Here is a 25850-nt window from a genome sequence, read left to right on the forward strand (position 1 = left end):
CAACCTGGCCGCCGTTTTTATTGCTGCCGGCTAGCCGCCGCCGCCCAGGTAATCCCCCTTGCCCAGCGGCACGCCGTTGTGGCGCAGGATGTCGTAGGCGGTGGTGAGGTGGAAGTAGAAATTGGGCAGCACGAAATACTGCAGGTAGTCCTGGCCGCTGAAAGTCATGGTCTGGTGCGGAAACTTCAGCACGATCTCGCGGCTGTCGCTGCCGTCGAACTGCGCCGGCTGCAGCCCCTGCAGGAAGCTCACCGTCTTGGCCAGCCGCTGCTGCAGCTCGGCAAAGCTGGTTTCGCTATCGGCAAAGCTGGGGATCTCCACCCCGGCCAGCCGCGCGCCACAGCCTTTGGCGGTGTCGCTCACCACCTGCACCTGGCGGATGAAAGGAAACATGTCCGGCGCCAGCCGCGCCTGCAGCAATACTTCCGCCGCAAACTGCTGTTTCTCGGCATGCAACACCGCCTTGTCGAGGATGGCGGACAGGTTCTTGAGCGCGTGCAACAGCACCGGTACCGATGCCTGATACATGGAAAGAGACATGGCAAAACTCCCGCGGGGGTGGGTGCGCGGCCCAGGTTGGCCGCAGCGGACACTTCACCATAGCCGATGCCGGCCGGGAGCCAAGCCTTGCCTGTGGTGGCTCAGGCGGCGTCGTTGTCCGTCTTGCGCTTGCGGCCGCGCTTGCCCTGCTGCGCCAGCGCCTGGGCGCGGTACCACGCCTCCAGCGCCTCCTCGGCGTTCATGATGTGCTGGCGCAGAAACGCCGCCGCGCTGATGGCATCCTTCTGCCGGCAGTATTCCAGCAGCTGGGTGTGCTCAAGGTGGGCGCGATCGTTGAAGCCGGTGAGCAGGATCTGCATGCGGGTGTAGCGGTCGGTGCGGTTGTGCAGCTGCTCGATGATGGCCAGCGTCTGGCCACGTCCGGCGGCGCGGTACAACGCCAGGTGGAACTGGGCGTTGAGAATGCCCCAGGCGCTGATGTCCTTGTCGCGCAGCGCCACCTCGAACTTGGCCAGCAGCGCCTCGGCTTCGGCAATGTCGGCGCTGCTCTGGCGCGGAATCGCCTCCAGCAGCACGTCGCACTCCAGCAGCACCCGCACCCGCAGCAGCTCGACGATTTCCGGCAGCGACAGCTGCGACACCACCGCGCCCTTGTTCTCGATGATGTTCACCAGCCCTTCCGCTTCCAGCTGGCGCAGCGCCTCGCGGATCGGCACCCGGCTCATGCCCAGCTCGCGCGACAGCGCTTCCTGGCGCAGCTGGCTGCCATCGGCCCACTCCCCGGCCAGAATGCGCTGGCGGATGGCTTCGGTGGCGACAACGGTAAGACTTTGCGGGGTTTCGGCGGCTTGGTTCATGGTGGTCTCTCGCAACGGCGGCGCTACCTTACCACAGCGCACGCGCAATTTTCAGGCGCGGCCGGGCAAGGTTGGCCGCATGCCATGGTTATGGTGTCGCCGCGGCGGCCAACTCTGCCGCCCGCCGCGCGCTAAAAAAAGCCCCCGTCGGGCGGGGGCGACAGCATCACACGCCGAGATAGGCGGTTTTCACCGTGGTGTAGAACTCCGCCGCGTAGCGGCCCTGCTCGCGCGGGCCATGGCTAGAGCCTTTGCGGCCGCCGAACGGCACGTGGTAGTCCACCCCGGCGGTGGGCAGGTTCACCATCACCATGCCGGCCTCGCTGTGGCGGCGGAAGTGGGTGGCCAGCGCCAGCGACTGGGTGCAGATGCCGGCGGCGAGGCCGAACGGCGTGTCGTTGGCCAGCGCCAGCGCGTGCTCGTAGTCGTCGGCGCGCAGCACTGCCGCCACCGGGCCGAAGATTTCCTCGCGGCTGATGCTCATCTGCGGCGTGCAGCCGGCAAACAGTGCCGGCGACTGGTAGTAGCCACGCGTCGCCAGCGTCAGCCGCTCGCCGCCGCACAGCAGGCTGGCACCGTCGGCCAGGCCTTGTTCCACGTAGGACAGGTTGCCGGCCAGCTGCGCTTCGCTGGCCACCGGGCCGATCTGCGTGTCCGCCGCCAGCGCATGGCCCACCCGCAGCGCGGCAGTGCGTTCGGCCAATCTGGCGACGAAAGCATCGTGGATACCGCTGCATACGATCAGCCGGCTGCTGGCAGTGCAGCGCTGGCCAGTGGAATAGAACGCGCCGTTGATCGCGCATTCCACCGCCTGCTCCAGTTTGGCATCGTCGGCAATCAGCAGCGGGTTCTTGCCACCCATCTCCAGCTGCACCTTGATGCCGCGCGCCGCGCAGTCTGCGGCCAACCTTTGCCCGGTGGCCTGCGAGCCGGTAAAGCTCAGTGCGTCGATACCGGCATCCAGCAGCGCCGGCCCCAGCACGCGGCCGCTACCCATCACCAGATTGAACACCCCGGCCGGCAGCCCGGCGCGCTGCAGGATGTCGGCCAGCGCCCAGGCCGAGCCTGGCACCAGCTCGGCCGGCTTCATCACCACGCAGTTGCCGAACGCCAGTGCCGGCGCGGCTTTCCATGCCGGAATCGCAATCGGGAAGTTCCACGGCGTGATCAGCCCCACCACGCCCACCGGCTCGCGGCTGATCAACACCTCCACGCCGGGACGCACCGAATCCAGCAGCTCGCCCTGCGGCCGCAGCGCCTCGCCGGCAAAGAACTTGAAGATATGGCCGGCGCGGGTCACCTCGCCGATGGCTTCCGGCAGGGTCTTGCCTTCCTCGCGCGCCAGCAGCGTGCCCAGCTCCTGCTTGCGGGCCAGGATTTCGCTGCCGGCGGCATCCAGGATATCGGCGCGCTGCTGCGGCGTAGTGCGCGACCAAGCCGGGAAGGCGGCACGGGCGGCGGCCACCGCCTCGCGCATGTCGGAGGCAGAGGCGCTGGCGTATTCGCCGACCACGTCATCGAGGTCGGACGGGTTGCGGTTGACGATGGCCGGCTGCCCGCCGCGCCATTCGCCGTTGATCAGGTTGCAATGCATGGTGACTCCTGGTGGCCACACATAACGCGCAGCCGAAAAAAATGGCCCTCCCGCCGCGGGGGCGGGCGGGAAGGCAGAGCCGCGGCAAAGGTTGGCCGCAGCAAGATCAGGGAGAGAGGAATACTGCTGCGCGGGCTTAGATCGCCGGCAGTTGCGGGCGCGCTGCCAGCCCGGCCTTGATAACCGCGGCCACGCGCTCGCGTTCGGCGCCAGCCAGCGGCAGACGCGGGGCACGCACATGCTCGGTACCGACGCCAACCATGGCTTCGCACAGCTTCAGGTTCTGTACCAGCTTCATCGACACATCCAGGTGCAGCAGCGGCGCGAACCAGCGGTAGATGGCGCGGGCTTCTTCCAGGCGGCCAGCCTTGGCCAGCTTGTAGATGGCCACGGTCTCTTTCGGGAACGCCACCACCAGGCCGGCGACCCAGCCGTCGGCGCCCATCACGATGCTTTCCAGCGCCAGGTCATCCACGCCGCTGAAGATGGCGAAGCGGTTACCCACCGCGTTGATCACGTTGGTCAGGGTGCGGATGTCGCCGCTGGATTCCTTGATCGCCACGTACTTCGGTTCCGCCGCCATTTCCGCGTACATCTCCGGAGTGATGTTGACGCCGTAAGCGATCGGGTTGTTGTAGATCATGATCGGCAGCGGGCTGGCATCGGCCACGCGCTGGTAGTGGTTGATGGTCTCGCGCTCGTCGGACACGTAGCGCATGGCCGGCAGCAGCATGATGCCGTCGGCGCCGGCGGCGTGCGCGGCCTGGGCCAGCGCGGCGGCAGCGCGGGTGCTGTCTTCGGCCACAGTCAGCAGCACCGGCTTGTCACCGGCCACTTCCTTGGCTGCCTTCAGGATGGCGATTTTCTCGTCGGCGGTGAGGGTAGATGCCTCGCCCAGCGAACCACACACGATGATGCCGTCGGCGCCGCATTCCAGCTGCCACTTGATGTGCTGGGTGGTACCGGCCAGATCCAGCGATTCGTCAGCGTTGAACTTGGTGGTTACGGCGGGGAAAACGCCAGTCCAGAGATGTGCCATGGTGTTGCTCCTTCAGGGGGTAGGGTGCAGCGACTGTGCTGCGGTCCATTTCATGCTAGGGCTTTTTGAATACAAAACTCAACATTTTTTGCATTCAAAACTCACATCGCAGTGCAGCATGCACTTATCCAAAATCGACGGTGATTTTTTACAACACCAGCAGAAATACTTGATTAACAAGCCTTTCAGCCCCGTATGCAGCAGATACAAGAGCGCATACACAGTGTGGTGTTTTGGCAAAATTGCATCCAATTATTGTATTCAATGCAGCAAAATCCTACAGTGAAGCCAACGCAAGCCAAGGAGCACAGCGATGGCAGTAACCGAATTTGAATGCATTGACGGCCACACCTGCGGCAACCCGGTGCGGTTGGTCACCAAGGGCGCGCCGGCGCTGAATGGCAACACCCAGGCCGAGCGGCGGCTGGATTTCCTGGCACGCTACGACTGGATGCGCACCGGCCTGATGTTCGAGCCGCGCGGCCATGCGCAGATGTCCGGCGCCTTTCTGTATCCGCCCACCCGCGACGACTGCGACGTGGCGGTGCTGTACATCGAAACCAGCGGCTGCCTGCCGATGTGCGGCCACGGCACCATCGGCGTGGTCACCATGGCCATCGAGCACGGCATCGTTACCCCGAAAACCCCGGGCGTACTGAACCTGGACACCCCGGCCGGCAAGGTGGTGGCCGAGTACACCCAGGTTGGCCGCAAGGTGAAATCGGTGAAGCTCACCAATGTGCCGTCCTTCCTGCTGATGAAGGACGTGGCGGTAGAGATCGCCGCACTGGGCAAGCTGAAAGTGGATATTGCCTACGGCGGCAACTTCTACCCCATCGTGGAAGCGCAGCAGAACTACCGCGACATGGCCGACTACACCCCGGCGCAGCTGGTGGCGATGGGCAACGAGCTGCGCGATTACATCAACGCGCACTATGAAATCGTGCATCCGCTGGATGCCAACATCCGCGGCGTGCGCCATGTGCAGTGGACCGGCGCGCCGAAGACGCCAGGCTCGCATGCGGCCAACGCGGTGCTGTACGGCGCGGCGGCACTGGACCGCTCGCCATGCGGCACCGGCACCTCGGCACGGCTGGCGCAGCGCTACGGCCGCGGGCTGATGAAGAAGGGCGACGTGCTGGTGCACGAGAGCATTATCGGCAGCCAGTTCACCGGCACCATCGAGGCGGAAACCGAAGTCGCCGGCATCCCGGCCATCATCCCCGGCATTGCAGGCTGGGCGATCACCACCGGCTACAACCGCATCCTGCTGGACGACGCCGACCCGTACGTGCACGGCTTCGTGGTGGGCTGATGGAAGCCATCGCTAAACCTGCTGCGCGGGCCGATTGCTGCGTTGCGCGGTGCTCGCTCCCTCGCTGTACCACTTGTACTACCTCGGTCGCTGCGCTCCGGGCGCCTTGCACTCGGCCCGCTCGTGACGGTTTTTCGAGGCTTCCATGCCATGACAATGAATAAACACGTAATCGTGGTCGGTGCCGGCGTGGTCGGCATCGCCACCGCGCTGCAGCTGCGGCTGGCCGGCTGCCGCGTCACCCTGCTCGACCGCGGCGAACCGGCGATGGAAACCAGCTACGGCAATGCCGGCGCCTTCGCTGTCAGCGACGTGATCCCGCTGGCGGAGCCGGGGGTGCTGCGCAAGGTGCCGGGCTGGATGTTCGATCCGCTGGGACCGCTGGCACTGCGCTGGCGCTACCTGCCCAGCCTCACGCCGTGGCTGCTGCGCTTTCTGGCTGCCAGCCGCCCGGGCAAGGTGGCCGAGCTGACCAGACAGCTGAGCGCGCTGCTGTCACGGGTGAATGCCGACTACGCGCCGCTGATCGCCCGCGCCGGGCTGGATGCCATGTGGCGCCGCCACGGCAACCTCACCCTGTACCGCAGCGAGGCGGAATTCCGTGCCGCCGAAGCCGCCTGGCACACCAAGCGCGCGCACGGCGTGGAGTGGCGCAAGCTGGACCGTGCCGCGCTGCAGGCACAGGCGCCGCAGGTGAGCGAGGAATGGCAGGTGGCAGTGGAGGTGCCGCAGTGGTCGCACGTGGACGACCCATACCTGTTCAGCCGTGGCCTGTTCGATGCCTTCCTCCGCGAAGGCGGCAGCTTTATCCAGGACGACGTGCTGGCCACCGCCAGCGAGGCTGGCCGCATTGTCGGCGTGGACACCAAGCACGGCGGCCGGCTGGACGCCGACTGCGTGGTGATCGCCTGCGGCGTGTGGAGCGACCGCTTTGCCCACCAGCAGCGCTGCCGCCTGCCGCTGGAAAGCGAGCGCGGCTACCACGTCACCCTGCCCAACGCCGGCGTGGCGCTGCACCACTTCATCCAGTGCGCCAGCGAGAGCTTCGTGATCCTGCCGATGGCGGGCGGCGGCCTGCGCCTGGCCGGCACCGTGGAACTGGCGCACCGCGACGCGGCGCCGAACTGGCAGCGCGCCCACATCCTGATCGAGCGCGCCCGCCGCATCGTCGGCGATTTCAGCACCGAGGGCATGAGCGTGTGGATGGGCCACCGCCCGTCGCTGCCGGACACCATCCCGGTGATCGGCCCGGCGCCGGATTGCGGCGGCCTGTATTTCGCCACCGGCCACGGCCACCTCGGCCTGACGCTGGCGGCCACCACCGGCGCGCTGCTGACCGAGCAGATCTGCGCACTGGCGCCCAGCATGGATACCAGCGCCTATCGGCCGGACCGGTTTTGAGCTGCACCGTTTTCGCTGCCGTGCCACGGCATGGCGGCTGGTTTGTAGTAGATGAGGAGTCGCTAACAACGACACCTGAGCCAAGGCGCGCCGACGCAGACAGTACAAGTCGTACGGCAAGGAGGCGCAACGCAGGATCAGGAATGTGGTTAGTGACGCCAAACGCGGCAACAAGACCGCAACACAGCTCTTAGGCAACAAACAGCCGCCCTGCGGCCAACCTTCCAGTAGTGAACACAAAGGAGAAACAGCATGAAACCTTCCATCGCACCGCGTACGCTGCATCTGGTTCTGGCCCTGGGCGGCATGATGGCCCCGTTCGCCATCAGTGCGGCACAGGCTGACACCGTGGTGAAACTCGGCTTTTCCTCGCCGCTGTCCGGCCCGCAGGCGCACTACGGCAAGGACAATGAAAACGCCACCAAACTGGCGATCGACGACCTGAACGCCAAGCCGATCACCGTTGGCGGCCAGAAAGTGAAATTCGAACTGGTGTCCGAGGACGACCAGGCCGACCCGCGCGTCGGCACCCAGGTAGCACAGCGGCTGGTGGATGCCGGCGTGAAGGCGGTGATCGGCCACTTCAACTCCGGCGTGTCGATTCCGGCCTCGCGCATCTATTCCGATGCCGGCATCCCGCAGCTGTCGGTGTCCACCAACCCGGCCTACACCACCGCCGGCTACAAGACCGCCTTCCGCCTGGTCGGCAGCGACAGCCAGGTCGGCGGCGCGCTGGGCCGCTACGCGGTGATGCAGCTGAAAGCACAGAACATCGCGGTGATCGACGACCGCACCGCCTACGGCCAGGGCATTGCCGACGAATTCATCAAGTCCATCGCCGGCATGGGCAAGAAGCCGATCAAGCGTGAATACACCAGCGACAAGGCCACCGACTTCACCGCCATCCTCACCGCGCTGAAGGCGCAGAAACCGGACGTGGTGTTCTACGGCGGCGCCGATGCACAGGCGGCGCCGATGGCACGGCAGATGAAACGCCTGGGCATCAACGCCAAGCTGATGGGCGGCGACATGCTCAGCACCCCCACCTTCATCCAGCTGGCCGGCCCGGATGCCGTCGGTCATTTCTCGGCAGTACCGGGTGGCGAACTGGGCGCCCGTCCGGCTGGCAAGGACTTTGAAACCCGCTACAAGGCGCGCTTCAAGCAGGAAGTGGTGCTGCTCGGGCCGCAGTTCTACGACGGTGTGATGATCGTGGCCGACGCGATGAAGCGCGCCAACTCCACCGAGCCGGCCAAGTTCCTGCCCTTCATCGCCAAGACCGGCTACAAGGGCGTCACCGCCGACTTCAGCTTCGACGGCAACGGCAACCTGAAGAAGGCGCCGGTAACCATCTCCACGGTGGAAGGTAACGACTGGAAGGTGAAGTCCGTCGTGCAGTAAACACTCCCGGTCGTTTTGTAGTCGCAGTTGCGGCCGGCGCCTGCCGGCCGCTTTTTTCACTTTCCCAGCACGCACAGCCCACGGCGGGCGCGATGCCGACCGCCCCTGATTTACGGAGAAACCACGATGTCCACCGCCACCACGCTGCCGGTACTCGATAGCCAGCAGACCCAGGCACGGCTGCCGATGGCGCAGCTCTGCCGCCAGCTGGCGCAGGCCGCCGCCGAGCTGGCCGCCGGCCACATCCACTGCCCGGAGCGGCAGGCACTGCCGCTGCCCGAGGGCGGCACCCTGCTGTCGATGCCGGCCAGCGCCGCCGACATCGCCATCCACAAGCTGGTCAACGTCTGCCCGCACAACGCCGGGCTGGGCCTGGCCACCATCCACGGCGTGGTCAGCGTCTACGATGCGGTCAGCGGCGTGCCGCAGCTGCTGCTGGACGGCCCCACCGTCACCGCGCGCCGCACCGCCGCGGTATCGCTGCTGGCGATCCAGACCCTGCTGCCGCAGCCGCCGCGCCACGTGGCGCTGGTGGGCACCGGCAAACAGGCGCGCGCCCATGCCGCGGCACTGGCCGAAACCTGGCCCGGCCTGCGCGTGGACCTCCACAGCCGCAGCGCAGACAGCGCCGCCACCGCCTGTCAGCAATTGGCGGCGCTGCCGCTGGCACTTAGCCCCAAGGTTGGCCGCATCGACGACGGCGCCGAGGTGGTGATTCTGCTTACCACCAGCCGCAGCCCGCTGTACAACGAGCCGGCGCGCGCCGGCCGGCTGCTGATCGGCACCGGCGCCTTCCGCCCGGAGATGGCCGAGCTGGGGCTGACCAGCATCGCCGGCAGCCAGCTGTTCTGCGACGACGTGCCCGGCGCCCGCCACGAAGCCGGCGACCTGATCCAGGCCGGCGTCGACTGGGCGCAAGTACACAGCCTGGCCGACGCGCTGGCCGGCCGCTTCGACCCCACCGCGCCCAAGCTGTTCAAGAGCGTGGGCAGCGCCGCCTGGGACCTGGCCGCCGCCCGCTGCGCACTGGCCGCCAGCCAACAGGAGCAACACGCATGAACTGGCAGACCCGCAGCTTCGACACCATCGAAATGCATACCGGCGGCGAGCCGGTGCGCATCATCCCCGGCCTGTATGACGACATCCACGGCGCCGACATCCTGGCCAAGCGCCGCGACATGCGCGAGCGACTGGACGGCGTGCGCCGCCTGCTGATGTTCGAACCGCGCGGCCACTACGACATGTACGGCGCGGTGCTGGTGCGCCCCAGCCTGCCGGGCGCCGATCTGGCGGTACTGTTCATCCACAACGAGGGCTACAGCACCATGTGCGGCCACGCGGTGATCGCGCTGGCGCGCTACGCCGTGGACCACGGCCTGGTGGCGCGCACCGCGCCGCTGACACGGGTCGGCATCGAATGCCCGTGCGGGCTGGTGACCGCCTGGCTGGCGGAAGACGGCAGCGTCAGCTTCGACAGCGTGCCGGCCTTCGCCTTCGCGCTGGATCACGCGGTGCACGTGCCCGGCATCGGCAAGATCAATGTCGACATCGGCTACGGCGGCGCCTTCTACGCGGTGACGTCTGCGGCCAGGCTTGGCGTGTCGCTGGACGGCCGCCTGCGCGACGTGGTGGATGCCGCCAGCGCGCTGTCCGAGGCGGTACGGCGCAGCATCAGCGTGCGCCACCCGGAAGCCGACGACCTGGGCTTTCTGTACGGCAGCATCCTCACCGACGGCGTGGAGCGCGCCGGCGACGGCCCCAGCCGCAATGTGTGCGTATTCGCCGATGCCGAAGTGGACCGCAGCCCCACCGGCTCCGGCGTCACCACCCGCATGGCGCTGCGCCACGCCCGTGGCCTGGTGGCAGTGGGCGAAGCTTGCGTGTTCGAGAGCCTCACCGGCGCGCGCTTTAGCGCCAGCGTCAACGGCGCGGCCAACCTGCCCGGCCACGACGCGGTCACCGTGCGCGTGTCCGGCCGCGCCCACTACAGCGGCAAAGCCAGCTGGACGCTGGAGGCGGATGACGAGATCGGGCGGGGGTTCTTGTTGCGGTGAGCCTGCCCACGTAGGTTGGCGTCGAGCGAAGCGAGGCCCAACGCATACCGCGTATGGTTTTGTATCCGCTGCGCGGATGCTACTTGAAGTCGCCGGTTCCGCCCGGCTGACGGGGCGGGGGGCGTGCCGCCGCCCCCCTCCACCCCCGCTCGCCCCAATGGTCCGCGAAACCCCGCCCCAAAAGGCATTCGCCAGGCGCCGGCAATTCGCCGTTTGCTAACGTCAAACGGCTCAGCTGCCGTCTTAAAACCTGGCGAACACCCTTTGGGCCTGTGGTGTGGTGGGAGTATTGGCACAGGGGGCGTCGGTGGGATGATCTGGGATTAAGTGGGAAGAAGTAAAGCCTGGCGGGACTTAGCGTGGCGCCGGCACTTCTAACGCCCAGAATTCATTTTGCACTCCAGAAACAGCAAGGCCGCGAGAGTTCGCGGCCTTTTTGTCACTAGCGATCAGTCAGCACTGACTGATTATTCTGGGCCAACTAAATCTGGCGCCCGAACCATACCACACGGCCAATCACTGCAAAGTCGCTTGGCGTGTCGTTCATGTCCACCTCGAACGGTGCGTAGGCCTCGTTAGCGCTTGATACGCGGAGCCTGTTGCCAGGCAGACGCTGTACACGCTTCACGACCAGATCGCCATCCAGGCGCAGCACGTACAGGCCACCGGACGCCTGAGTGTCCGCACGGTTCAGTAGGATCACGTCGCGGTTATTCAGCACACCCTCCATCGAATCCCCTTTGACAGAGATCACCGACAGGTCGGCCGGATTGGCGCGCAGGTAGTGCTCAATCCAGTACTTGCGGAAGGCCATGCTGAACAGCGGCTTCTCGCCGTCTGTCGCGGCGCCATGGCCGGCAGCGGCTTGCAGGTTATAGCGCGGAATAAACACGAACTCGCCCAGGTCTACTGGGTTACCAAGTGTGTCCTCACAGGGGCAGCTAGTCATGCCCATGCTACTTGGGGCCGTCACAGCGTCGCCTTTTCGCATTGTGCCTTCACCGGTTGCCAGCCACTCAACAGAAACACCTGCGGCCTTTGCCAAGGCAACCAACGTGGAAAGAGTCGGCTCACCACCGTTAATCAAGCGTTGCAGACCGGTCTGAGACACGCCTGAAGCCATGGCAAACGCACGGACACTTTTGAAGCTAGGCAGCAAAAGGTTAAGTCGCTGGTGGAAATCTGAGCTTTCAGGTTCATGCTGCGAACTTGAAAGCGGATCATGAAAACCATCTGTCGCTTTAGGGTTCACTGTAACGCCTTGTTTTATATGGTTTGGCCTAATTTGCTGTCAATAATTTGAGCAAATGAGAGCAAACCGAACGTGAAAATTAACTCTTTCATGTTTACATTGAACTCATATGCGCATAGACTGCACTCACGGTTGTAACTGAAAGGGTTACCAAATGAGTGCATTGCAAGCGCCAAAAAAAGCCGCCGAGGATTGGCACCGGGCGGATGTCGTAGCCTGTCTACGCAAAAAGGGTTGGTCACTTCGCCAACTTTCTAAAGAAGCTGGACTTGGTGAAAGCACCCTAAAAACAGCGCTGGATCGTCCCTATCCAAAGGCTGAACGAATCATTGCTGCTGCGATTGGTGTTACGCCAGAAACCATCTGGCCTACACGCTACGAGAAGCGCCATTTTAAACCGGCTTTTCCATCTGTTCCCCTTGTTTCTGCAAATCATCCCGTGGTCATGGGCTGAAGCGTAGATGCGGAAGCGACAGCGCACTAGCGCGGCGTTTCCCGACGCAAGGAGAACGATGATGAGAAAACGCAACTGGAAGTCAGCACGCCCCGCCAGCCTGTCCGAGGCGATGGAGCTGTGCATCGAATTCGCCGCCGAGCGTCGCCGCCCGATCAAGGTGCTGGCCGACCTGATGGGTGTCGAAACCAAAACCCTGTATCGCTGGTTGGCGGAAACCTCCATGCCGCTGAACCGCATCCGTCAGTTTGAGAGCTTCTGCGGCATTGATCTGGTCAGCGAGTACCGGGTGGTGCAACACCACCTGGAGGAGTTCGTCCGCCAGTTCAAATGGGCACTGAGCAGCCGCGAGGTGTTCAAGTGGCAGCAGATGACCCGCCCGGAGACGCTGACCGATATCCAGCGCGCCGCGCGCTTCTTCTACCTGCAGCACCACGCCTTCGGCGGCAAGGTGGATGGCCAGAACTACGGCACCGCCACCACCGCGCCGATGGTCAACCTGTGTCGGATCGAAGAGAACCTGAGCGCCGCCCACTTGCGACTGACCGGCACCAACATTGAGCGGCTCAGCTGGCAGGACTGCCTGAAGCGCTACGACCGGCCGTACACCTTTTTCTACGCCGATCCGCCGTATTGGCAGACCGAGGGCTACGGCGTGCCATTCGACTTCGAGCAGTACGAGCAGTTGGCTAAGGCCATGCGGGAGTGCAAGGGCAAGGTGATGGTCAGCATCAACGACCACCCGGACATTAGGGCCGCGTTTGCTGGCTTCTGGATGGAGGGGCTGGACATCAAGTACAGCACGGGGAATAGCCAAGGAGCGCCGCAGACCAGCCGGGAGCTGGTGATAGCGAACTGGGAGCCGGCAGTGCTTGGCGGGCTGTTTTGAGGTGTATTGGAAGGGGCAAGGTGCATGAGCGAGTGGTCGTACTCGCTCTGCTCCAGCATTTAACTCTTCAAGCTATACAACACCAACACGACCATCAGTGCTGCAACAATAGCGCTTGTGCCTGTTACATCTACCGCGGCAAAACCCCGGAGAAGTGCAGCAACGCCAGTACAGGCATTGCCAATGGCAAGCAGAGTATTGCTGTCTGAGTGGCTTTTCGTAGGCATGGATTCCCCTATCAAAAGCTCCTTGAGGCCCTGTACATTGAGTCTGGCATGCAAGGAATCAGACCTTCCCTCTATTCGAAGTTTAATTCCAGTCCTTCGGGAGAGAGATCCAGACTGGCCGGTAAAGGAGGCAGCAGCAGCTCCCTCCTAAGTCGGTATGAATACGCAAAGTGAATGCCAAATCTAGCGCAAATTTTGCCTGCATGCCAGTGCCATTGCATTCGCAAAAATGTGCCAAATGAGTCGCGACGTTACAGGGCCGGCGCTCCCCGTGGGGCAATCTGGCACCTCACAACGTTGGCCGCATGCTTTATCGCATCTTGATTGCCAAGAAGGTATCTACCAATCCCCACAACAAAAAACCGGCCCACAGGCCGGTTCGATTACCGCAAAAAAAATACGCCTCAACCGCGTGCCAGCGCCGCCTGGGTGATGGTGGACAGCGTGGCGCGGGTGCTGATGATTTCCGGCGGCAGGCGGATTTCCAGCAGCGTGCCGCTCTCGCGCGCCAGTGCACGTTCCAGCGCCGCGTCGAACTCGTCGTTGCTGGCGATGCGCTCGGCGGCGTAGCCGTAGGCGCTGGCCAGCTGGCAGAAGTCCGGGTTACCAAGCGTGGTGCCGCTGATGCGGTTGGGGTACTTGCGCTCCTGGTGCATGCGGATGGTGCCGTACACGCCGTTGTTGAGCAGCAGGATGATGGATTTGCCGCCGTGTTGCAGCGCGGTGGCCAGTTCCTGGCCGTTCATCAGGAAGTCGCCGTCACCGGCGATGGTGAAGGCGGTGCGGCCGGTGGCGAGGTTGGCCGCAATGCCGGCCGGCACACCGTAACCCATGGCGCCGTTGGTGGGCGCCAGCTGGGTTTTGTGGCCTTTGGCCACGCCGTGGTACTGGAAGTAGCGGTGAATCCAGCTGGCAAAGTTGCCGGCGCCGTTGGTGATTACCGCATCGGCCGGCAGCTGGCGCTGCAGGCTGGCGATCACGCGCGGCAGGTCGATGTCGCCGCTGATGCCTTCGCTCAGCCCGGCCAGGCGCTGCGGTACCAGGTTGGCGCGGTAGTCGGCGTTCAGCTGCTGGCTCCAGGCCTGCCAGCGCGGCGCGGCGGCCGGCGCCGGCAATGCGGCCAGTGCCTGTGCGGCGGCGTTGACGCCGGACTGGATCGCCACGTCGGCCTGGTACACGCGGTCCAGTTCGTCGCCCTGCGGCAGGATGTGCCCCAGCTGCTGCTGGCTGCGCGGCGCCTGCAGCAGGGTGTAGCCGCCGGTGGTCATCTCGCCGAGGCGGGCGCCGATGGCGATGATCAGGTCGCTGTTGCGGATGTTGGCCGCCAGCGGCGGGTTGATGCCGATACCGACGTCGCCGGCATACAGCGGGTGATGGTTGTCGAAGGTGTCCTGGAAGCGAAAGGCATTGCCCACCGGCAGCTGCCAGCGCTCGGCAAAGGCTTGCAGCGCGGCGGCGCCTGCGGCATCCCAGCCACTGCCGCCGGCAATGATCAGCGGGCGTTCGGCCTGCTGCAGCAGGCGTTGCAGCGCAGCGATGCCGGCCGGGTCCGGATGCGGTGTTACCGCTTCCACCCGCGACAGCGGCTGCAGGCTGTCGGCCACCGGCTGCACCAGCATGTCTTCCGGCAACACCAGCACCACCGGGCCGGGACGGCCGTTCATGGCGGTGGCGAAGGCGCGGCTGATGTATTCCGGGATGCGGTTGGCGTCGTCGATGCGCTCCACGCGCTTGGCCATGCCCTTGGTGGACGGGCCGAAGTACACGCTGTAGTCCATTTCCTGGAACGCTTCGCGGTCGCGGCAATCGCTGCCCACGTCACCCACCAGCAGCACCATGGGGGTGGAATCCTGGAACGCGGTGTGCACGCCGATACTGGCGTTGGTGGCGCCGGGGCCGCGTGTTACCAGGCACACACCGGGGCGGCGCGTGAGCTTGCCGTGCGCCTCGGCCATGAAGGCGGCGCCGCCTTCGTTGCGGCAGGCCACGAAGCGGATCTGCTCGCGACTGCGATAGAAGCCGTCCAGCACCGCCAGGTAGCTTTCCCCCGGCACGCCAAAGGCGATGTCCACACCCTGTGCCACCAGGCACTCCACCAGCAGATGCCCTGCCAACTTGCTGTTCATGCATTACCCCCTTGTCGGTGGTGAGTTGTCCTCACGCGGCCAACCTTGAATAGCCACGCGTCTGGCGGGCCGCTTCGGCCCACCGCAAAACAGTCACGGCCGGGAGCCGTGCTCCCGACAAAATGCAGTACAACGGCGCTGGCAGAGCCTGATGTCAGGCAGCCGGCGTCAAAGCCTTCAACAACGCGCTGGCCGGATGCGGCAGCGCCACGTCGTCCATCAGCGCCACCTGGCAACGGCAGGAGTAGCCGGTGGCCAGCAGCGGGCTGTCGTCACGCTGGCCGGCAACAATGCCCTGCCAGCTCTGGCGATAGATGGTTTCCGACAGCGCGCGCTTGTCGGCCTCGTGGCCGAAGGTGCCGGCCATGCCGCAGCAGCCGCTGGCGCGGGTGGCCAGGTTCAGGCCGCAGGCAGCAAACACCTGCTGCCAATCGCCCACCGCCGCCGGGGCGTTGGTTTTCTCGGTGCAGTGCGGCAGCAGGGTGTAGCTTGCGCCAGTCGCCACACGCGCGTCTGCCGGCAGCTCGGCCAGTCGGCTGGCCAGCCATTCCTGCAGCAATTGCACCTTCGGCAGCTCTCCCGCCAGTGCCAGCTTGGCGTATTCGCTGCGGTAGGTCAGCGTCATCGACGGGTCGATGCCCACCAGCGGCAGGCCGCTGGCCGCCAGCTGTTGCAGGCAGGCCACGTTGGCCGCCGCCACTTTCTCGAAGCGGGCGAGGAAGCCATGCACGTGCAGCGGCTTGCCGTTGGCGCGGAACGGCGCCAGCAGCGGCACAAAACCCAAGCGCTGCAGCAGCGCGAACACGTCCAGCACCAGCGGGGTTTCGAAGTAGCTGGTAAAGGCGTCCTGCACCACGATCACCGCGCGGGCGCGATCCGCCGCCGGCAGCGCGGCCAACGTTTGCGCGCTAGCCACGGCCACGCCGCGGCGTGCCAGTTCGGCCTGCAGATTGATACCGGACAGCAGCGGGCTTTCCACCAGATTCAGCTTGCGCATCAGCATGCGGCCAAGCTTGCTGCCGATCACGCCGTTGTATAGCCACGGCAGGCGTGCTGCCAGCGGCAACGCATGTTCCAGCCCGCCGATCAGATAGTCCTTGAGCGGGCGCAAGTAACGGCCGTAGTACAGCTCCAGGAACTTGGCGCGGAAGCTTGGCACGTCCACTTTCACCGGGCACTGGCCAACGCAGGACTTGCACGCCAGGCAGCCGTCCATCGCCTCCTTCACCTCGTGCGAGAAGTCGACGGCGCCACGACGCTGGCCCAGGGTGTTGGCGATGCGCGCCGGCAGGCCGGCGACAAAACCACGCGCCCGCAGCGCGCGGCTGGCGCTCACCGGGTCGCTGCCCTGCGCGGCCAGCTGCCGCAGCCATTCGCGCAGCAGCGAGGCGCGGCCTTTTGGCGAGTGGCGGCGCTCGCGGGTGCCCTTCCACGACGGGCACATGGCGTCGTCGGGGTCGAAGTTGTAGCAGGCGCCGTTGCCGTTGCAGTGCAGCGCCTCGTCGTAGTGCTGGCGCACGGCGATGGGGATGGTGCGGTCCAGCTGGCCACGGGTGGTGACGCCGTCCACCTTCCACAAGCCGTCTGCCGTCGGTGCGGCGATCTTGCCCGGGTTGAGCTGGTTGTACGGGTCGAACGCCGCCTTGATCTGCTGCAGCCGCGGGTACAGCGGGCCGAAGAAGGCCGGCGCGTACTCCGAGCGCACACCCTTGCCGTGCTCGCCCCACAGCAGGCCGTGGTACTTCTGGGTAAGCGCCACCACGCCGTCGGTGATGCTGCGCACCAGGCCTTCCTGCGCCGGGTCTTTCATGTCGATGGCCGGGCGCACGTGCAGCACGCCGGCATCCACGTGGCCGAACATGCCGTAGCTCACGCCGTGGCTGTCCAAGAGCGCGCGGAATTCGGCGATGTAGTCGGCCAGGTGTTCCGGCGGTACCGCGGTGTCTTCCACGAAGGGAATCGGCCGCCGGCTGTCGTTGACGTTGCCGAGCAGGCCCACCGATTTCTTGCGCATGCCCCAGATGCGGCCAACCGCGGCGCCACGCGCCACGGTGTGCCCCTGACGGCCATGGCTATTGCCTTCGCTGTCCAGCTGCGCGCCGATAGAGGCCAGCGTGGCTTCCAGTGCGGCATCGCTGTCGGCGAGGAATTCCACCAGATTGATGCCCTGCGCCGGGGTGGCGTCGTCGGGGAAGAACTCACGCACGCCGTGCCATACGATGTCCTGCCGCGCCAGGTTCAGCACCTTGGAATCCACCGTTTCGATGGAGGCGGCACCCAGCTGCATCAGCGCCGGCGCATCGCGCAGCGCGGCGTCGAAGCTGGCGTAGCGCACGTTCACCAGCGCGCTGGCGCGCGGCATCGGCAACACGTTCAGCTTGGCCTCGACGATGAAGCCCAGCGTGCCTTCCGAGCCGCACAGGATGTTGTTGAGGTTGAAGCGGCCGGCCTGGTCGCGGATGTGCGCCAGGTCGTAGCCGGTCAGGCAGCGGTTGAGCTTGGGAAACTTGTCGGCGATCAGCGCCGCGTCGTCACGCTGGATGTCGTCCAGCAGGCGGTGCACCGCGCCGACACGGTCGTCACGGCGGCTGATGGCGGCGAACTCGGCCTCGTCCAGCGGCGCGGAATGCCACAGCGTGCCGTCCAATAGCACGGTGTCCAGCGCCAGCACGTGGTCGCGGGTCTTGCCGTACAGGCAGGAGCCCTGGCCGCTGGCATCGGTGTTGATCATGCCGCCGATGGTGGCCCGGTTGGAGGTGGACAGCTCGGGCGCGAAGAACAGCCCGTGCGGCTTCAGCGCGGCATTGAGCTGGTCTTTCACCACGCCGCCCTGTACCCGCACCCAGCGCTCTTCGGCGTTGATTTCCAGGATGCGGTTCATGTGGCGCGAGATGTCGACGATCACGCCGTGGCCCAGCGACTGGCCATTGGTGCCGGTGCCGCCGCCACGGGCGTTCAGCGTCAGCGCCTGGAAGCGCGGCTCGCCGGCCAGGCGGGCAATGCGGATCACGTCGTCGTTATCGCGCGGGAACACCACCAGCTGCGGCAGCACCTGGTAGATGGAGTTGTCGGTGGACAGCACGGTCCGGTCGGCATAAGCGTGGCTGATCTCGCCGGCAAAGCCGCGCACGGCCAGTTCGGCCGCGAAATCGAGGTACAGCGCATCGCCTGGTGGGTGGGAATGCAGACGGGGAATCATGTGTGTTCTGGCTAAAAGTTGGCCGCAGGCGCGGGTGAAAAAATGGCTCGCACCGGGGTGCGAGCCTAAGCAGGCGTCCTAGAACTAAAGGCGCCCCCCACGATTGTTAACCCTGCGCTCAGCAGGCAGCAGCGGTCATCTTGAAGATGCCCTGCGCATTGGAGCTGTCAAAGCGCAGATCCAGCTTGTTGATACCCGCTGCGTCGGTGTAACGGTCGCGGGTGATGAATTCGTAGAACGAGCCCGGCACGATGCGGCTGACGCGCTGGCCGTCGGCGTCGATGAACTCGCGCTCCACCTGTGCCGCCTTGAACGCGGTCTGGCGCACACGGCCGCTGGCGGACACTTCCACCTTGTCCTTGATCGGCTGGCCCTTGGCGCGCAGCTCGTCGGCGGTGGCGAATACGTCCGCCACGTGGTCGGTGGCGTGGTTGAAAGCGTTGCCCTCGGTGGAGATCCACGCCATTTCGGCGGATTCCTGCAGCAGGGTGTGGTAGTCGGCCAGTGCCGGGGTGGCGTGCTGCACGTCGAAGCAGCCCACCAGCTTGGGCAGCAGGCTGGCGGCATCGGCAAACGGCAGTTCGCGGTTGTCGGACAGCGTGGCCAGCAGCGCCTTGTCTTCGGCGGACAGCGGATCGCGCGAGGTGGATACCACGTTGTTCACCGCGGCCTGGAACGCCGGCGAGAACTGGTCCACATGCAGCTCGGACACAAAGAACTGCGCCACCTGTTCCGGCGCATCCTGGTGGCAGTAAGCGCGGCCGGTCATCTTCAGGCGCGGCAGCGGGTACACGTCGGCCACGGCAAAGCCCAGCGGCTCCAGCAGGCGCTTGAAGGCCAGCTCGCCCTGCGGCAGCGCGCCGGTGTTGGCCGCAGCCACGGTGCGCAGCGCGCCGTGATCGAACACCACCTGGCCACCGGCGGCCAGCTTGTCTGCCACATAGCGTTTGCCTTCCGGCACCGCTTCCAGGTTCTTCGCGAACAGCAGCATGTTCATCGCCTGCGCCAGCACCAGGCGCGATACGCTGGCGCCGGCCTGCTCGGCCAGCAGCACGTCTTCTACCTTGATCATGGTGAACAGGTCGGCGGCGGCTTGGGCGCCGGCTACCTGTACCAGCAGTTTGTTCAGTTGGCTGCCGGCGATACTGGCTTGAGCTTGTGTCATTTGCGAATACCTTTTCCGTGGTGTGAGTTTGGCGCGTCGCGGTTTTTGCGTGCTGGCGACGGCTTTGTATGCGGCAAAGTTTCCTGCCTTTCCGCCAGTGGCTCAAGCGATGTATTCTGCTGACTTCATTCCGTAAAATCATGAACTCACCATGCGCCGCACCCTGCCCTCGCTGATGGCCCTGCAGTGCTTCGAAGCTGCCGTGCGCCACCTGAGCTTTACCCGCGCCGCCGAGGAACTGAACCTGACGCAAAGCGCGGTCAGCCGGCAGATTCGCGGGCTGGAAGACTTCATCGGCCGCCCGCTGTTCGAGCGGGTAAAGCAGCGACTGGTGCTGACTGTGGCCGGCGAGGCCTATGCCGCGGCGATACAGGACGTGCTGGACCGCGCCGAATCCGCCACGCTGCAGCTGATGGCCTATCGCGGCGAGGGCGGCGTGCTCACCGTGGCCATGCTGCCTACCTTCGGCTCGCGCTGGCTGGTGCCAAGGCTGGTGGATTTCAGCGCCCGCTACCCGGATATCCAGCTCAACCTGGTTACCCAGGTGCGGCCGTTCGATTTCGACAAAGTGGAGGCCGACGTGGCGATCCACTTCGGCCCGGCGCTGTGGCCGGGCGCCATCTGCCACCGGCTGATGGGCGAGGACATCGTGGCGGTGTGCGCCCCCGGCCTGCTGCAAAAGCCGCTGACCGACGTGCGCGAGCTGCTGGACTACACCCTGCTGCAGCACACCACCCGGCCGCAGGCGTGGAACGACTGGCTGTCCGCCGCCGGCCTGCAGGACATGGACGCGCAGCAGGCCAGCCTGCTGTCCGGCCCGCGCTTCGAGCATTTTTTCATGGTGATCCAGGCCGCGGTGGCCGGCCTCGGCATCGCGGTGCTGCCGCAATTCCTGGTGGCGGAAGAACTGGCCAGCGGCCGGCTGGTGCTGGCGCTGGACAAGCCGGTGCGCAGCCAGCACGCCTACTACCTGGTACACCCGGCCACCCGTACCGACGTCTACAAGGTGCGCGTATTCCGCGAATGGCTGCTCGCGCAGGCGGCGCAGGAGGAGGCGACGCCGTAAGGTTGGCCGCAAGCGTACGCCGGCCATGCGGCCAACCTTGCGCCGCAGCGCACGCGGGCGGCACTCAGTGCATGAAGGTCAGAAAGCTCCAGGCCACCATGATGTTGGACATCAAGGCCACGCCGACCGAGAAGCTGATGCCGGAAAACAGCGCCCACAGCTGGAACAGCTGATCCCAGTCCGGCACCTGCAGCGCCAGCTCCTTGGCCAGATGGTGGCTGGCCAGCAGCAACGCGCACAGGATCGCCCACTTCAACAGATAGCCCGGCAGGTATTTGCGCTGCTCGCGGTTGTAGCGATAGTTCTGTTCGCGCAGCAATTGATCGCCGTGGGAGACATCGCGAAACAGCCAGTAGGGAATGAAATAGAGATACAACAGGTGCAGCAATCCGGGTTCCGACGTAGTAGCCATGATCGTGTCTCCAGCTGGTGCCAGGACGGCTTGCGCCGCCTTGCCGCAGTAGCCCGCCTGTTGCTGCGGCTACCTTGAACACACTATAGACACCGCCATCCCGCTCCATGCGACAAGCAGAACAGCCGATGTCTAGCCCGGTAGCAGCCTGCGCACGACACCCGGCAGGCCGCGGTATGTTCTCCAGCCCAAACTACGCCCTGACAACGACGTTACCCGCGCAGCGCCAGCGCCATTTCGTGCCAGCTATGGCCGCCGTAGGCAGAGGCTGAAGGCTGCAAGTAACGGAAGCCAAAGCGTTCATACAGCGCGATATGCTGCTCGCGGCACACCAGCTGGATGCTCTCCTTGCCCAGCCGGCGCATGCGCAGGATGAAGTTGTGCAGCAGGATCGCCGCCAGCCCCTGGCCCTGGAAGTCCGGGTGTACCACCACCGACATGATCACCACGTGGCGGCCGTCCGGGTGATGCCCCACCAGCTCCTTGAACGCGGTATCCGACAGCGCCACCAGGTCGGCGCAGCCGGAATTGATGAAGCCGGCGATGCGGCCATCGACCTCCAGCAGCATGAAACCTGCCGGGTACTGGCGGATGCGCAGAGCGATCTTCTCCAGCGTGGCGGCCTCGTCGCCTTCGTAGGCACTGGTTTCGATGGCGTAGCAGGCGTCGGCATCGGCAGGCGTCGGGGTGCGCAGGGTGTAGTGCGGTAGCAGCATGAGGAATCTCGGGCAGAAGGCAAAGACGGCAGCATAGCGGCTGGCGGGCAGTAGAGGTAGGGCGGATGCCCAAAGGGCGATCCGCCGGGACGCCTGCAAGGTTGGCCGCATGGTGGCGGAACGCCCGGTACCACCGGGCTTCCGCCCTACCACACGTAGGTTGGCGTCGAGCGTAGCGAGGCCCAACGTTTACCGCGTCTGGTTTTGTATCCGCTACGCGGATGTTGTTTGAAGTCGCCGGTTCCGCCCGGCGGACGGGCCAGGGGGCGTGCCGCCGCCCCCTGGCAACCCCGCTCGCCCTAATGGTCCGCGAAACCCCGGCCAAAACGGCATTCGCCAGGCGCCGGCAATTCGCCGTTTGCTAACGTCAAACGGCTCAGCTGCCGTCTTAACACCTGGCGAACACCATTGTGCCCGGCGCTCCCCGTAGGGCAATCTGGCGCCTCACAAGGTTGGCCGCATACTTTGTCAGCTTGGTCGCCAACACGGTACCTGGCACGAAAAAAGGCCCGCACGCGGCGGGCCCAAGCAGGAGCAACGAAAACAGTCAGTGCATCAGAACGTCATGCCCGGCGACAGCTGGGCCGGCAGCACCAGGCTGCCTGCTTCTACCGATGCCATCGGGTAGGCGCAGTAGTCTGCGGCGTAGTAGGCGCCCGGACGGTGGTTGCCGGACAGGCCGGTGCCACCGAACGGTGCGGCGGAGGAGGCGCCATTGGTTGGCTTGTTCCAGTTCACCACGCCGGCGCGGATGTCCTGGTTGAAGCGCTGCCACAGTGCCTCGTCGTCGGCCAGCAGCGCGGCGGACAGGCCGTACTGGGTGCGGTTGGCGATCTGCAGCGCTTCGTCGAAGTCGTGGTAGCGGATGATCTGGCTCAGCGGGCCGAAGTATTCCTCGTCCGGCAGCTGGCCGGCGATGGCAGTCACGTCCACGATGGCCGGGGTAACGAAGGCCTTGCCGTCTTCCAGCTGGCGCATGGCCAGGATGGACTTGGCGCCCATGGCCAGCAGTTTGTCCTGCGCGGCCAGCATGCCCTGCGCGGCCTTCAGCGACACCATGGCGCCCATGAACGGCTGCTGCTCGGCATCGTATTCGCCGATGGTGAGCTTGGCGGCCACTTCGGCAAAGCGGGCGATGAAGCGGTCGCCGAACTCGCCGTGCGGCACCAGCAGGCGGCGCGCGCAGGTGCAGCGCTGGCCTGCCGACAGGAAGGACGACTGGATGGCGTGGTGCACGGCGCCGTCCAGGTTGTCCACCTCGGCCACCAGCATCGGGTTGTTGCCACCCATTTCCAGCGCCAGCATGAAGCCCGGGCGGCCGGCGAACTGCTTGTGCAGTGCCACGCCGGTGGCGGAGCTGCCGGTGAACAGCAGGCCGTCCAGCTGCGGGTGCTGCGCCAGGGCGATACCGGTATCGCGCTCACCCTGCAGCAGGTTGATCACGCCAGCCGGTGCGCCGGCCTTTTCCCACAGCTTGACGGTGAGCTCGGCCACCAGCGGGGTGAGTTCGGACGGCTTGAACAGGATGGTGTTGCCGGCGATCAGTGCCGGAACGATGTGACCGTTCGGCAGGTGGCCGGGGAAGTTGTACGGGCCGTACACCGCCATCACGCCGTGCGGGCGGTGGCGCAGCACGGTGGTGTCGCCGGCCAGCTCGCCGCGCTTTTCACCGGTGCGGTCGTTGTAGGCGCGGATGGAGATGTCGATCTTGCCCACCATGGCCGCCACTTCCTGGCGCGATTCCCACAGCGGCTTGCCGGTTTCCACGCCGATGGCGCGGGCCATGTCTTCCTTGTGCTCGCCCAGCACTTCGGCAAAGCGGCGCACCAGTGCAATGCGCTCGTCCAGCGAGCGGCGACGCCAGTCGTCAAAGGCGCGGCGTGCGGCGGCGAAGGCCGCGTCGATGTCGGCGGCGGAGGCGGAGTGGCCTTCCCATACCGGCTGGCCGTTGGCCGGGTTGAGCGATACGAAGGAGGCGCCGCGACCGGTGGTCCAGGCGCCGTCGATGAACAGTTGGCTCATTGCTGTATTCCTGTCTGTTGGCCGGCAGCGCATCGGCTGCCGGCAATAAGTGTTCGGTTTATTTGGCCGGGTTCTGCAGCATCACGCGTACGCGGTCGCCGGCTTTCGCCTGCAGCGCGCGTGCCTGTTCGGCGGTGAGGTGCACCACGCCATCGCTAACGTTGGCCGCGGCCAGGATCACGCGGAAGTCGGCCAGCTCGCCGTTGGCCACCAGCTGACGCGGGGCGTCGGCGGCGGCTTCGGCCACGATTTCCACCTGGCACAGGCCGCTGTCGCGCATCACGCGCAGGTCGTCGATGCGTGCTTCCAGCACCGGGCCGCCTTCGAAGATGTCCACGTGCTGCTCCAGGCGCAGGCCTTCCACTTCCAGCAGGCGCCGCGCCGGCTCGGTTTCCTTGTGCACCTTGCCGATGCAGTCGCGGGCGTCCTGCGGCAGGAAGTCGATGTACACCGGGTGGCGTGGCATCAGCTCGGCAAGGAAGGATTTCTTGCCCAGCGCCACCAGGCGGTCGGCCTCGTGGAAGTCGATGCGGTAGAAGTGCGCGCCCAGCGCCTTCCAGAACGGCGATTCGCCGTTTTCGTCGAAGTAGCCCCGCATTTCGGCGCAGATGCGCTCGGCAAAGCGGTCACGGAACTGGCCGATGAACATGAAGCGCGCCTTGGACAGCAGCGAGCCGTTGCCATTGACGCGGTAGTCCGGGTCGAGGAACAGCGTGCACAGCTCGGAATAGCCGGTAAGGCCGTGCGACATGTGCAGCTTGTCCATGCGCGTCCACAGCCCCAGCTCGCGGCTGGCGTGCACGAAGGTATCCATGCGGTAGGTCCAGAACGCCTGGTCCAGGCCCACGGCCACTTCGATGCCGCACACCCCCACCACCTTGCCGCTGGCAGTGTCTTCCAGCACGAACAGATAACCCTGCTCCGGCAGCTCGGCACTGCCGGCGATGGTGCGCTGCACGCGCTGCAGGCGCGCGCCCTGGGCATCCGGGTCGGGTTTCAGGGTGGTGAGGCCGGGGCCAGCCTTGTGGCCCAGTTGTACCAGCGCGTCTACGTCATCCGGCCGGCTCATACGCAATACGAACATCAGCGGGCCCCTTCGCTATTCAGCGGGACGCAACGCACGGCGTCGCCATCCACGATTTCCAGTGCATCCGCCACTTCTGGCGGCAGTACCACTTCGTCGCCCAGCAGTGGCGGCAGGTCCACCAGCAGGCAGCGGAAGTCGGCGGTCAGCGTGTTGCTGACCAGGTGCGGCACGGTGTCGCCGCCCACTTCGCCACGGCGGGCGGTGTGCAGGCGGCTGTAACGCACCGAGCGGCATACATCCAGCTGCGCAGTCAGCACCGGGCCGGCGTCGAACAGGTCGACGAACTTGTCCGGCTCCAGGCCTTCGGCCAGGTGGCAGCGGTAGTTGATGCGCGCGCCGGCATGCGGCTCGCCCATCACGCGTTGTGCTTCCTCGGCGATCAGCGGCACGTACAGCGGGTCCACCTGCATCATCTCGGCGATGAAGGTGCGGCTGCGGCCACCGGAGGCCAGCTCCATCTCGGCAAAGTCGCGACGGAAGAACTTGAAGCCGACGGCATCCCAGAACGGCGAGCGGCCGTTGTCGTCGGTAACGCCCGGCAGTACCGAGAAGATTTCGTTGTTGAAGCGTTCACGGTGCTGGGCGATGAACATCATGCGCGCGCGCGACAGCAGCTGCGGCAGCGCCATATTGCGGCCCAGCGCGGCTTCGTCGTAGTAGAAACCGGTGAGGCGGCTGCGGCCGGTCAGCTCGTGCGAGGTCATCAGCGCGTGCACGCGGTGGTTCACTTTCAGCTCGCGCGAAGCATGCACCAGCACTTCGTTGCGGAAGGCGTAGAACGGCTCGGAGAAGCCTGCCACCGCCATGATGCCGGCAGTGCCGTGCAGCTGGCCGCTGGCGGTGTCTTCCAGCACGAACAGGTAGCTTTCCTCGCCGGGGCAGTCGACATCGGCGCGCAGCGAATGCACGGAATCATTCACACGCTGCTGCAGGCGCTCGCGATCGGGCGGCAGGGAGTGCAGTACCGGGCCGTCGGAGCGCGCCATGCGCTCGATCTGCGGCAGGTCGGACAGCTTGCTGGGGCGGACAAGAAGCATGGGTCTTCCTCGGGTAGCAAAAAACGGCGGCGATGC

At 65.6% G+C, this 25850-nt stretch carries 21 protein-coding genes; 8 read left to right on the forward strand and 13 right to left on the reverse strand.

From position 1 onward, the window contains the following. Positions 1–30 precede the first annotated feature (30 nt). The 4 genes from ABNW52_RS18280 to ABNW52_RS18295 form a co-directional block, all read right to left on the reverse strand. Positions 31–540 (reverse strand): DUF1993 domain-containing protein, encoded by a 510-nt coding sequence (locus ABNW52_RS18280; protein WP_349591050.1) that lies wholly within the window; start codon positions 538–540, stop codon positions 31–33. Positions 541–641: 101 nt separating this feature from the next. After that, positions 642–1358, reverse strand: a complete 717-nt coding sequence (locus ABNW52_RS18285; RefSeq protein ID WP_349591053.1) for a GntR family transcriptional regulator — start codon at positions 1356–1358, stop codon at positions 642–644. A 166-nt stretch (positions 1359–1524) separates the two neighbouring features. Continuing rightward, positions 1525–2952 (reverse strand): aldehyde dehydrogenase family protein, encoded by a 1428-nt coding sequence (locus ABNW52_RS18290; RefSeq protein ID WP_349591056.1) that lies wholly within the window; start codon positions 2950–2952, stop codon positions 1525–1527. Between the two features lie 136 nt (positions 2953–3088). Then, on the reverse strand, positions 3089–3991 hold the full coding sequence (locus ABNW52_RS18295; protein WP_349591059.1) for a dihydrodipicolinate synthase family protein: 903 nt from the start codon (positions 3989–3991) through the stop codon (positions 3089–3091). A gap of 313 nt (positions 3992–4304) precedes the next feature. Between ABNW52_RS18295 and ABNW52_RS18300 the strand changes: the two genes are divergently transcribed. From ABNW52_RS18300 to ABNW52_RS18320, 5 genes are all read left to right on the forward strand, one after another. Continuing rightward, positions 4305–5306, forward strand: coding sequence for a 4-hydroxyproline epimerase (locus ABNW52_RS18300; protein ID WP_349591061.1), 1002 nt, complete (start codon positions 4305–4307; stop codon positions 5304–5306). A 156-nt stretch (positions 5307–5462) separates the two neighbouring features. Beyond that, positions 5463–6707: an NAD(P)/FAD-dependent oxidoreductase gene (locus ABNW52_RS18305; RefSeq protein WP_386108505.1), complete on the forward strand. Its 1245-nt coding sequence runs from the start codon at positions 5463–5465 to the stop codon at positions 6705–6707. A gap of 252 nt (positions 6708–6959) precedes the next feature. Then, complete coding sequence (locus ABNW52_RS18310; protein WP_349591066.1) at positions 6960–8108, forward strand: branched-chain amino acid ABC transporter substrate-binding protein; 1149 nt, start codon at positions 6960–6962, stop codon at positions 8106–8108. A 126-nt stretch (positions 8109–8234) separates the two neighbouring features. Beyond that, a complete protein-coding gene (lhpI, locus tag ABNW52_RS18315; protein WP_349591069.1) occupies positions 8235–9167 on the forward strand; it encodes a bifunctional Delta(1)-pyrroline-2-carboxylate/Delta(1)-piperideine-2-carboxylate reductase in 933 nt (310 codons plus the stop codon). Then, the gene (locus ABNW52_RS18320) at positions 9164–10162 is read left to right on the forward strand and encodes a proline racemase family protein (RefSeq protein ID WP_349591072.1); all 999 of its coding nucleotides are present in this window, start codon (positions 9164–9166) and stop codon (positions 10160–10162) included. The genes lhpI and ABNW52_RS18320 overlap by 4 nt, the downstream gene beginning before the upstream one ends. Before the next feature lie 481 nt (positions 10163–10643). Here the strand turns inward: ABNW52_RS18320 and ABNW52_RS18325 are convergent, their stop codons facing one another. Then, a complete protein-coding gene (locus ABNW52_RS18325; protein WP_349591074.1) occupies positions 10644–11414 on the reverse strand; it encodes an XRE family transcriptional regulator in 771 nt (256 codons plus the stop codon). A 154-nt stretch (positions 11415–11568) separates the two neighbouring features. Here ABNW52_RS18325 and ABNW52_RS18330 point away from each other — a divergent pair, with 154 nt between their 5' ends. Then, positions 11569–11868 (forward strand): helix-turn-helix domain-containing protein, encoded by a 300-nt coding sequence (locus tag ABNW52_RS18330; RefSeq protein ID WP_349591076.1) that lies wholly within the window; start codon positions 11569–11571, stop codon positions 11866–11868. 61 nt (positions 11869–11929) lie between these two features. After that, positions 11930–12757, forward strand: a complete 828-nt coding sequence (locus tag ABNW52_RS18335) for a DNA adenine methylase (RefSeq protein WP_349591078.1) — start codon at positions 11930–11932, stop codon at positions 12755–12757. Between the two features lie 631 nt (positions 12758–13388). Here the strand turns inward: ABNW52_RS18335 and ABNW52_RS18340 are convergent. The 3 genes from ABNW52_RS18340 to ABNW52_RS18350 form a co-directional block, all read right to left on the reverse strand. Next, positions 13389–15110, reverse strand: a complete 1722-nt coding sequence (locus ABNW52_RS18340; protein WP_349591080.1) for a thiamine pyrophosphate-dependent enzyme — start codon at positions 15108–15110, stop codon at positions 13389–13391. 154 nt (positions 15111–15264) lie between these two features. After that, positions 15265–18309, reverse strand: a complete 3045-nt coding sequence (ydiJ, locus tag ABNW52_RS18345; RefSeq protein ID WP_349591082.1) for a D-2-hydroxyglutarate dehydrogenase YdiJ — start codon at positions 18307–18309, stop codon at positions 15265–15267. Between the two features lie 118 nt (positions 18310–18427). Continuing rightward, entirely contained in the window at positions 18428–19474 is a 1047-nt protein-coding gene (locus ABNW52_RS18350; protein WP_349591084.1) for a DUF1338 domain-containing protein, read from the reverse strand. 151 nt (positions 19475–19625) lie between these two features. Here ABNW52_RS18350 and gcvA point away from each other — a divergent pair, with 151 nt between their 5' ends. Then, a complete protein-coding gene (gene gcvA, locus ABNW52_RS18355; RefSeq protein ID WP_349591086.1) occupies positions 19626–20540 on the forward strand; it encodes a transcriptional regulator GcvA in 915 nt (304 codons plus the stop codon). 64 nt (positions 20541–20604) lie between these two features. Here gcvA and ABNW52_RS18360 read toward each other — a convergent pair whose 3' ends face one another. From ABNW52_RS18360 to ABNW52_RS18380, 5 genes are all read right to left on the reverse strand, one after another. After that, positions 20605–20952: a hypothetical protein gene (locus ABNW52_RS18360; RefSeq protein ID WP_349591089.1), complete on the reverse strand. Its 348-nt coding sequence runs from the start codon at positions 20950–20952 to the stop codon at positions 20605–20607. A gap of 212 nt (positions 20953–21164) precedes the next feature. Continuing rightward, positions 21165–21668, reverse strand: coding sequence for a GNAT family N-acetyltransferase (locus tag ABNW52_RS18365; RefSeq protein WP_349591091.1), 504 nt, complete (start codon positions 21666–21668; stop codon positions 21165–21167). Positions 21669–22223: 555 nt separating this feature from the next. Beyond that, positions 22224–23690, reverse strand: coding sequence for a succinylglutamate-semialdehyde dehydrogenase (gene astD, locus ABNW52_RS18370; protein WP_349591094.1), 1467 nt, complete (start codon positions 23688–23690; stop codon positions 22224–22226). Positions 23691–23748: 58 nt separating this feature from the next. Continuing rightward, positions 23749–24774, reverse strand: a complete 1026-nt coding sequence (gene astA / locus ABNW52_RS18375; protein ID WP_349591097.1) for an arginine N-succinyltransferase — start codon at positions 24772–24774, stop codon at positions 23749–23751. Further along, positions 24774–25814 (reverse strand): arginine N-succinyltransferase, encoded by a 1041-nt coding sequence (locus tag ABNW52_RS18380; RefSeq protein WP_349591099.1) that lies wholly within the window; start codon positions 25812–25814, stop codon positions 24774–24776. Before ABNW52_RS18380 ends, astA begins: the two co-directional genes overlap by 1 nt. Positions 25815–25850 lie beyond the last annotated feature (36 nt).

This window comes from Vogesella oryzagri (assembly GCF_040148885.1).
In the GTDB taxonomy this organism is placed as follows: Bacteria; Pseudomonadota; Gammaproteobacteria; order Burkholderiales; family Chromobacteriaceae; genus Vogesella; species Vogesella oryzagri.

Bases quoted from the DNA above. Each gene is read 5' to 3' on its own strand.
- lhpI (WP_349591069.1), top strand. From the start codon at position 8,235: ATGTCCACCGCCACCACGCTGCCGGTACTCGATAGCCAGCAGACCCAG.
- ABNW52_RS18310 (WP_349591066.1), top strand. From the start codon at position 6,960: ATGAAACCTTCCATCGCACCGCGTACGCTGCATCTGGTTCTGGCCCTG.
- ABNW52_RS18305 (WP_386108505.1), top strand. From the start codon at position 5,463: ATGAATAAACACGTAATCGTGGTCGGTGCCGGCGTGGTCGGCATCGCC.
- ABNW52_RS18290 (WP_349591056.1), bottom strand. From the start codon at position 2,952: ATGCATTGCAACCTGATCAACGGCGAATGGCGCGGCGGGCAGCCGGCC.
- ABNW52_RS18350 (WP_349591084.1), bottom strand. From the start codon at position 19,474: ATGACACAAGCTCAAGCCAGTATCGCCGGCAGCCAACTGAACAAACTG.
- ABNW52_RS18340 (WP_349591080.1), bottom strand. From the start codon at position 15,110: ATGAACAGCAAGTTGGCAGGGCATCTGCTGGTGGAGTGCCTGGTGGCA.
- ABNW52_RS18330 (WP_349591076.1), top strand. From the start codon at position 11,569: ATGAGTGCATTGCAAGCGCCAAAAAAAGCCGCCGAGGATTGGCACCGG.
- astA (WP_349591097.1), bottom strand. From the start codon at position 24,774: ATGTTCGTATTGCGTATGAGCCGGCCGGATGACGTAGACGCGCTGGTA.
- ABNW52_RS18335 (WP_349591078.1), top strand. From the start codon at position 11,930: ATGAGAAAACGCAACTGGAAGTCAGCACGCCCCGCCAGCCTGTCCGAG.
- ABNW52_RS18300 (WP_349591061.1), top strand. From the start codon at position 4,305: ATGGCAGTAACCGAATTTGAATGCATTGACGGCCACACCTGCGGCAAC.
- ABNW52_RS18380 (WP_349591099.1), bottom strand. From the start codon at position 25,814: ATGCTTCTTGTCCGCCCCAGCAAGCTGTCCGACCTGCCGCAGATCGAG.
- ydiJ (WP_349591082.1), bottom strand. From the start codon at position 18,309: ATGATTCCCCGTCTGCATTCCCACCCACCAGGCGATGCGCTGTACCTC.
- ABNW52_RS18320 (WP_349591072.1), top strand. From the start codon at position 9,164: ATGAACTGGCAGACCCGCAGCTTCGACACCATCGAAATGCATACCGGC.
- ABNW52_RS18360 (WP_349591089.1), bottom strand. From the start codon at position 20,952: ATGGCTACTACGTCGGAACCCGGATTGCTGCACCTGTTGTATCTCTAT.
- ABNW52_RS18285 (WP_349591053.1), bottom strand. From the start codon at position 1,358: ATGAACCAAGCCGCCGAAACCCCGCAAAGTCTTACCGTTGTCGCCACC.
- astD (WP_349591094.1), bottom strand. From the start codon at position 23,690: ATGAGCCAACTGTTCATCGACGGCGCCTGGACCACCGGTCGCGGCGCC.
- ABNW52_RS18280 (WP_349591050.1), bottom strand. From the start codon at position 540: ATGTCTCTTTCCATGTATCAGGCATCGGTACCGGTGCTGTTGCACGCG.
- gcvA (WP_349591086.1), top strand. From the start codon at position 19,626: ATGCGCCGCACCCTGCCCTCGCTGATGGCCCTGCAGTGCTTCGAAGCT.
- ABNW52_RS18365 (WP_349591091.1), bottom strand. From the start codon at position 21,668: ATGCTGCTACCGCACTACACCCTGCGCACCCCGACGCCTGCCGATGCC.
- ABNW52_RS18295 (WP_349591059.1), bottom strand. From the start codon at position 3,991: ATGGCACATCTCTGGACTGGCGTTTTCCCCGCCGTAACCACCAAGTTC.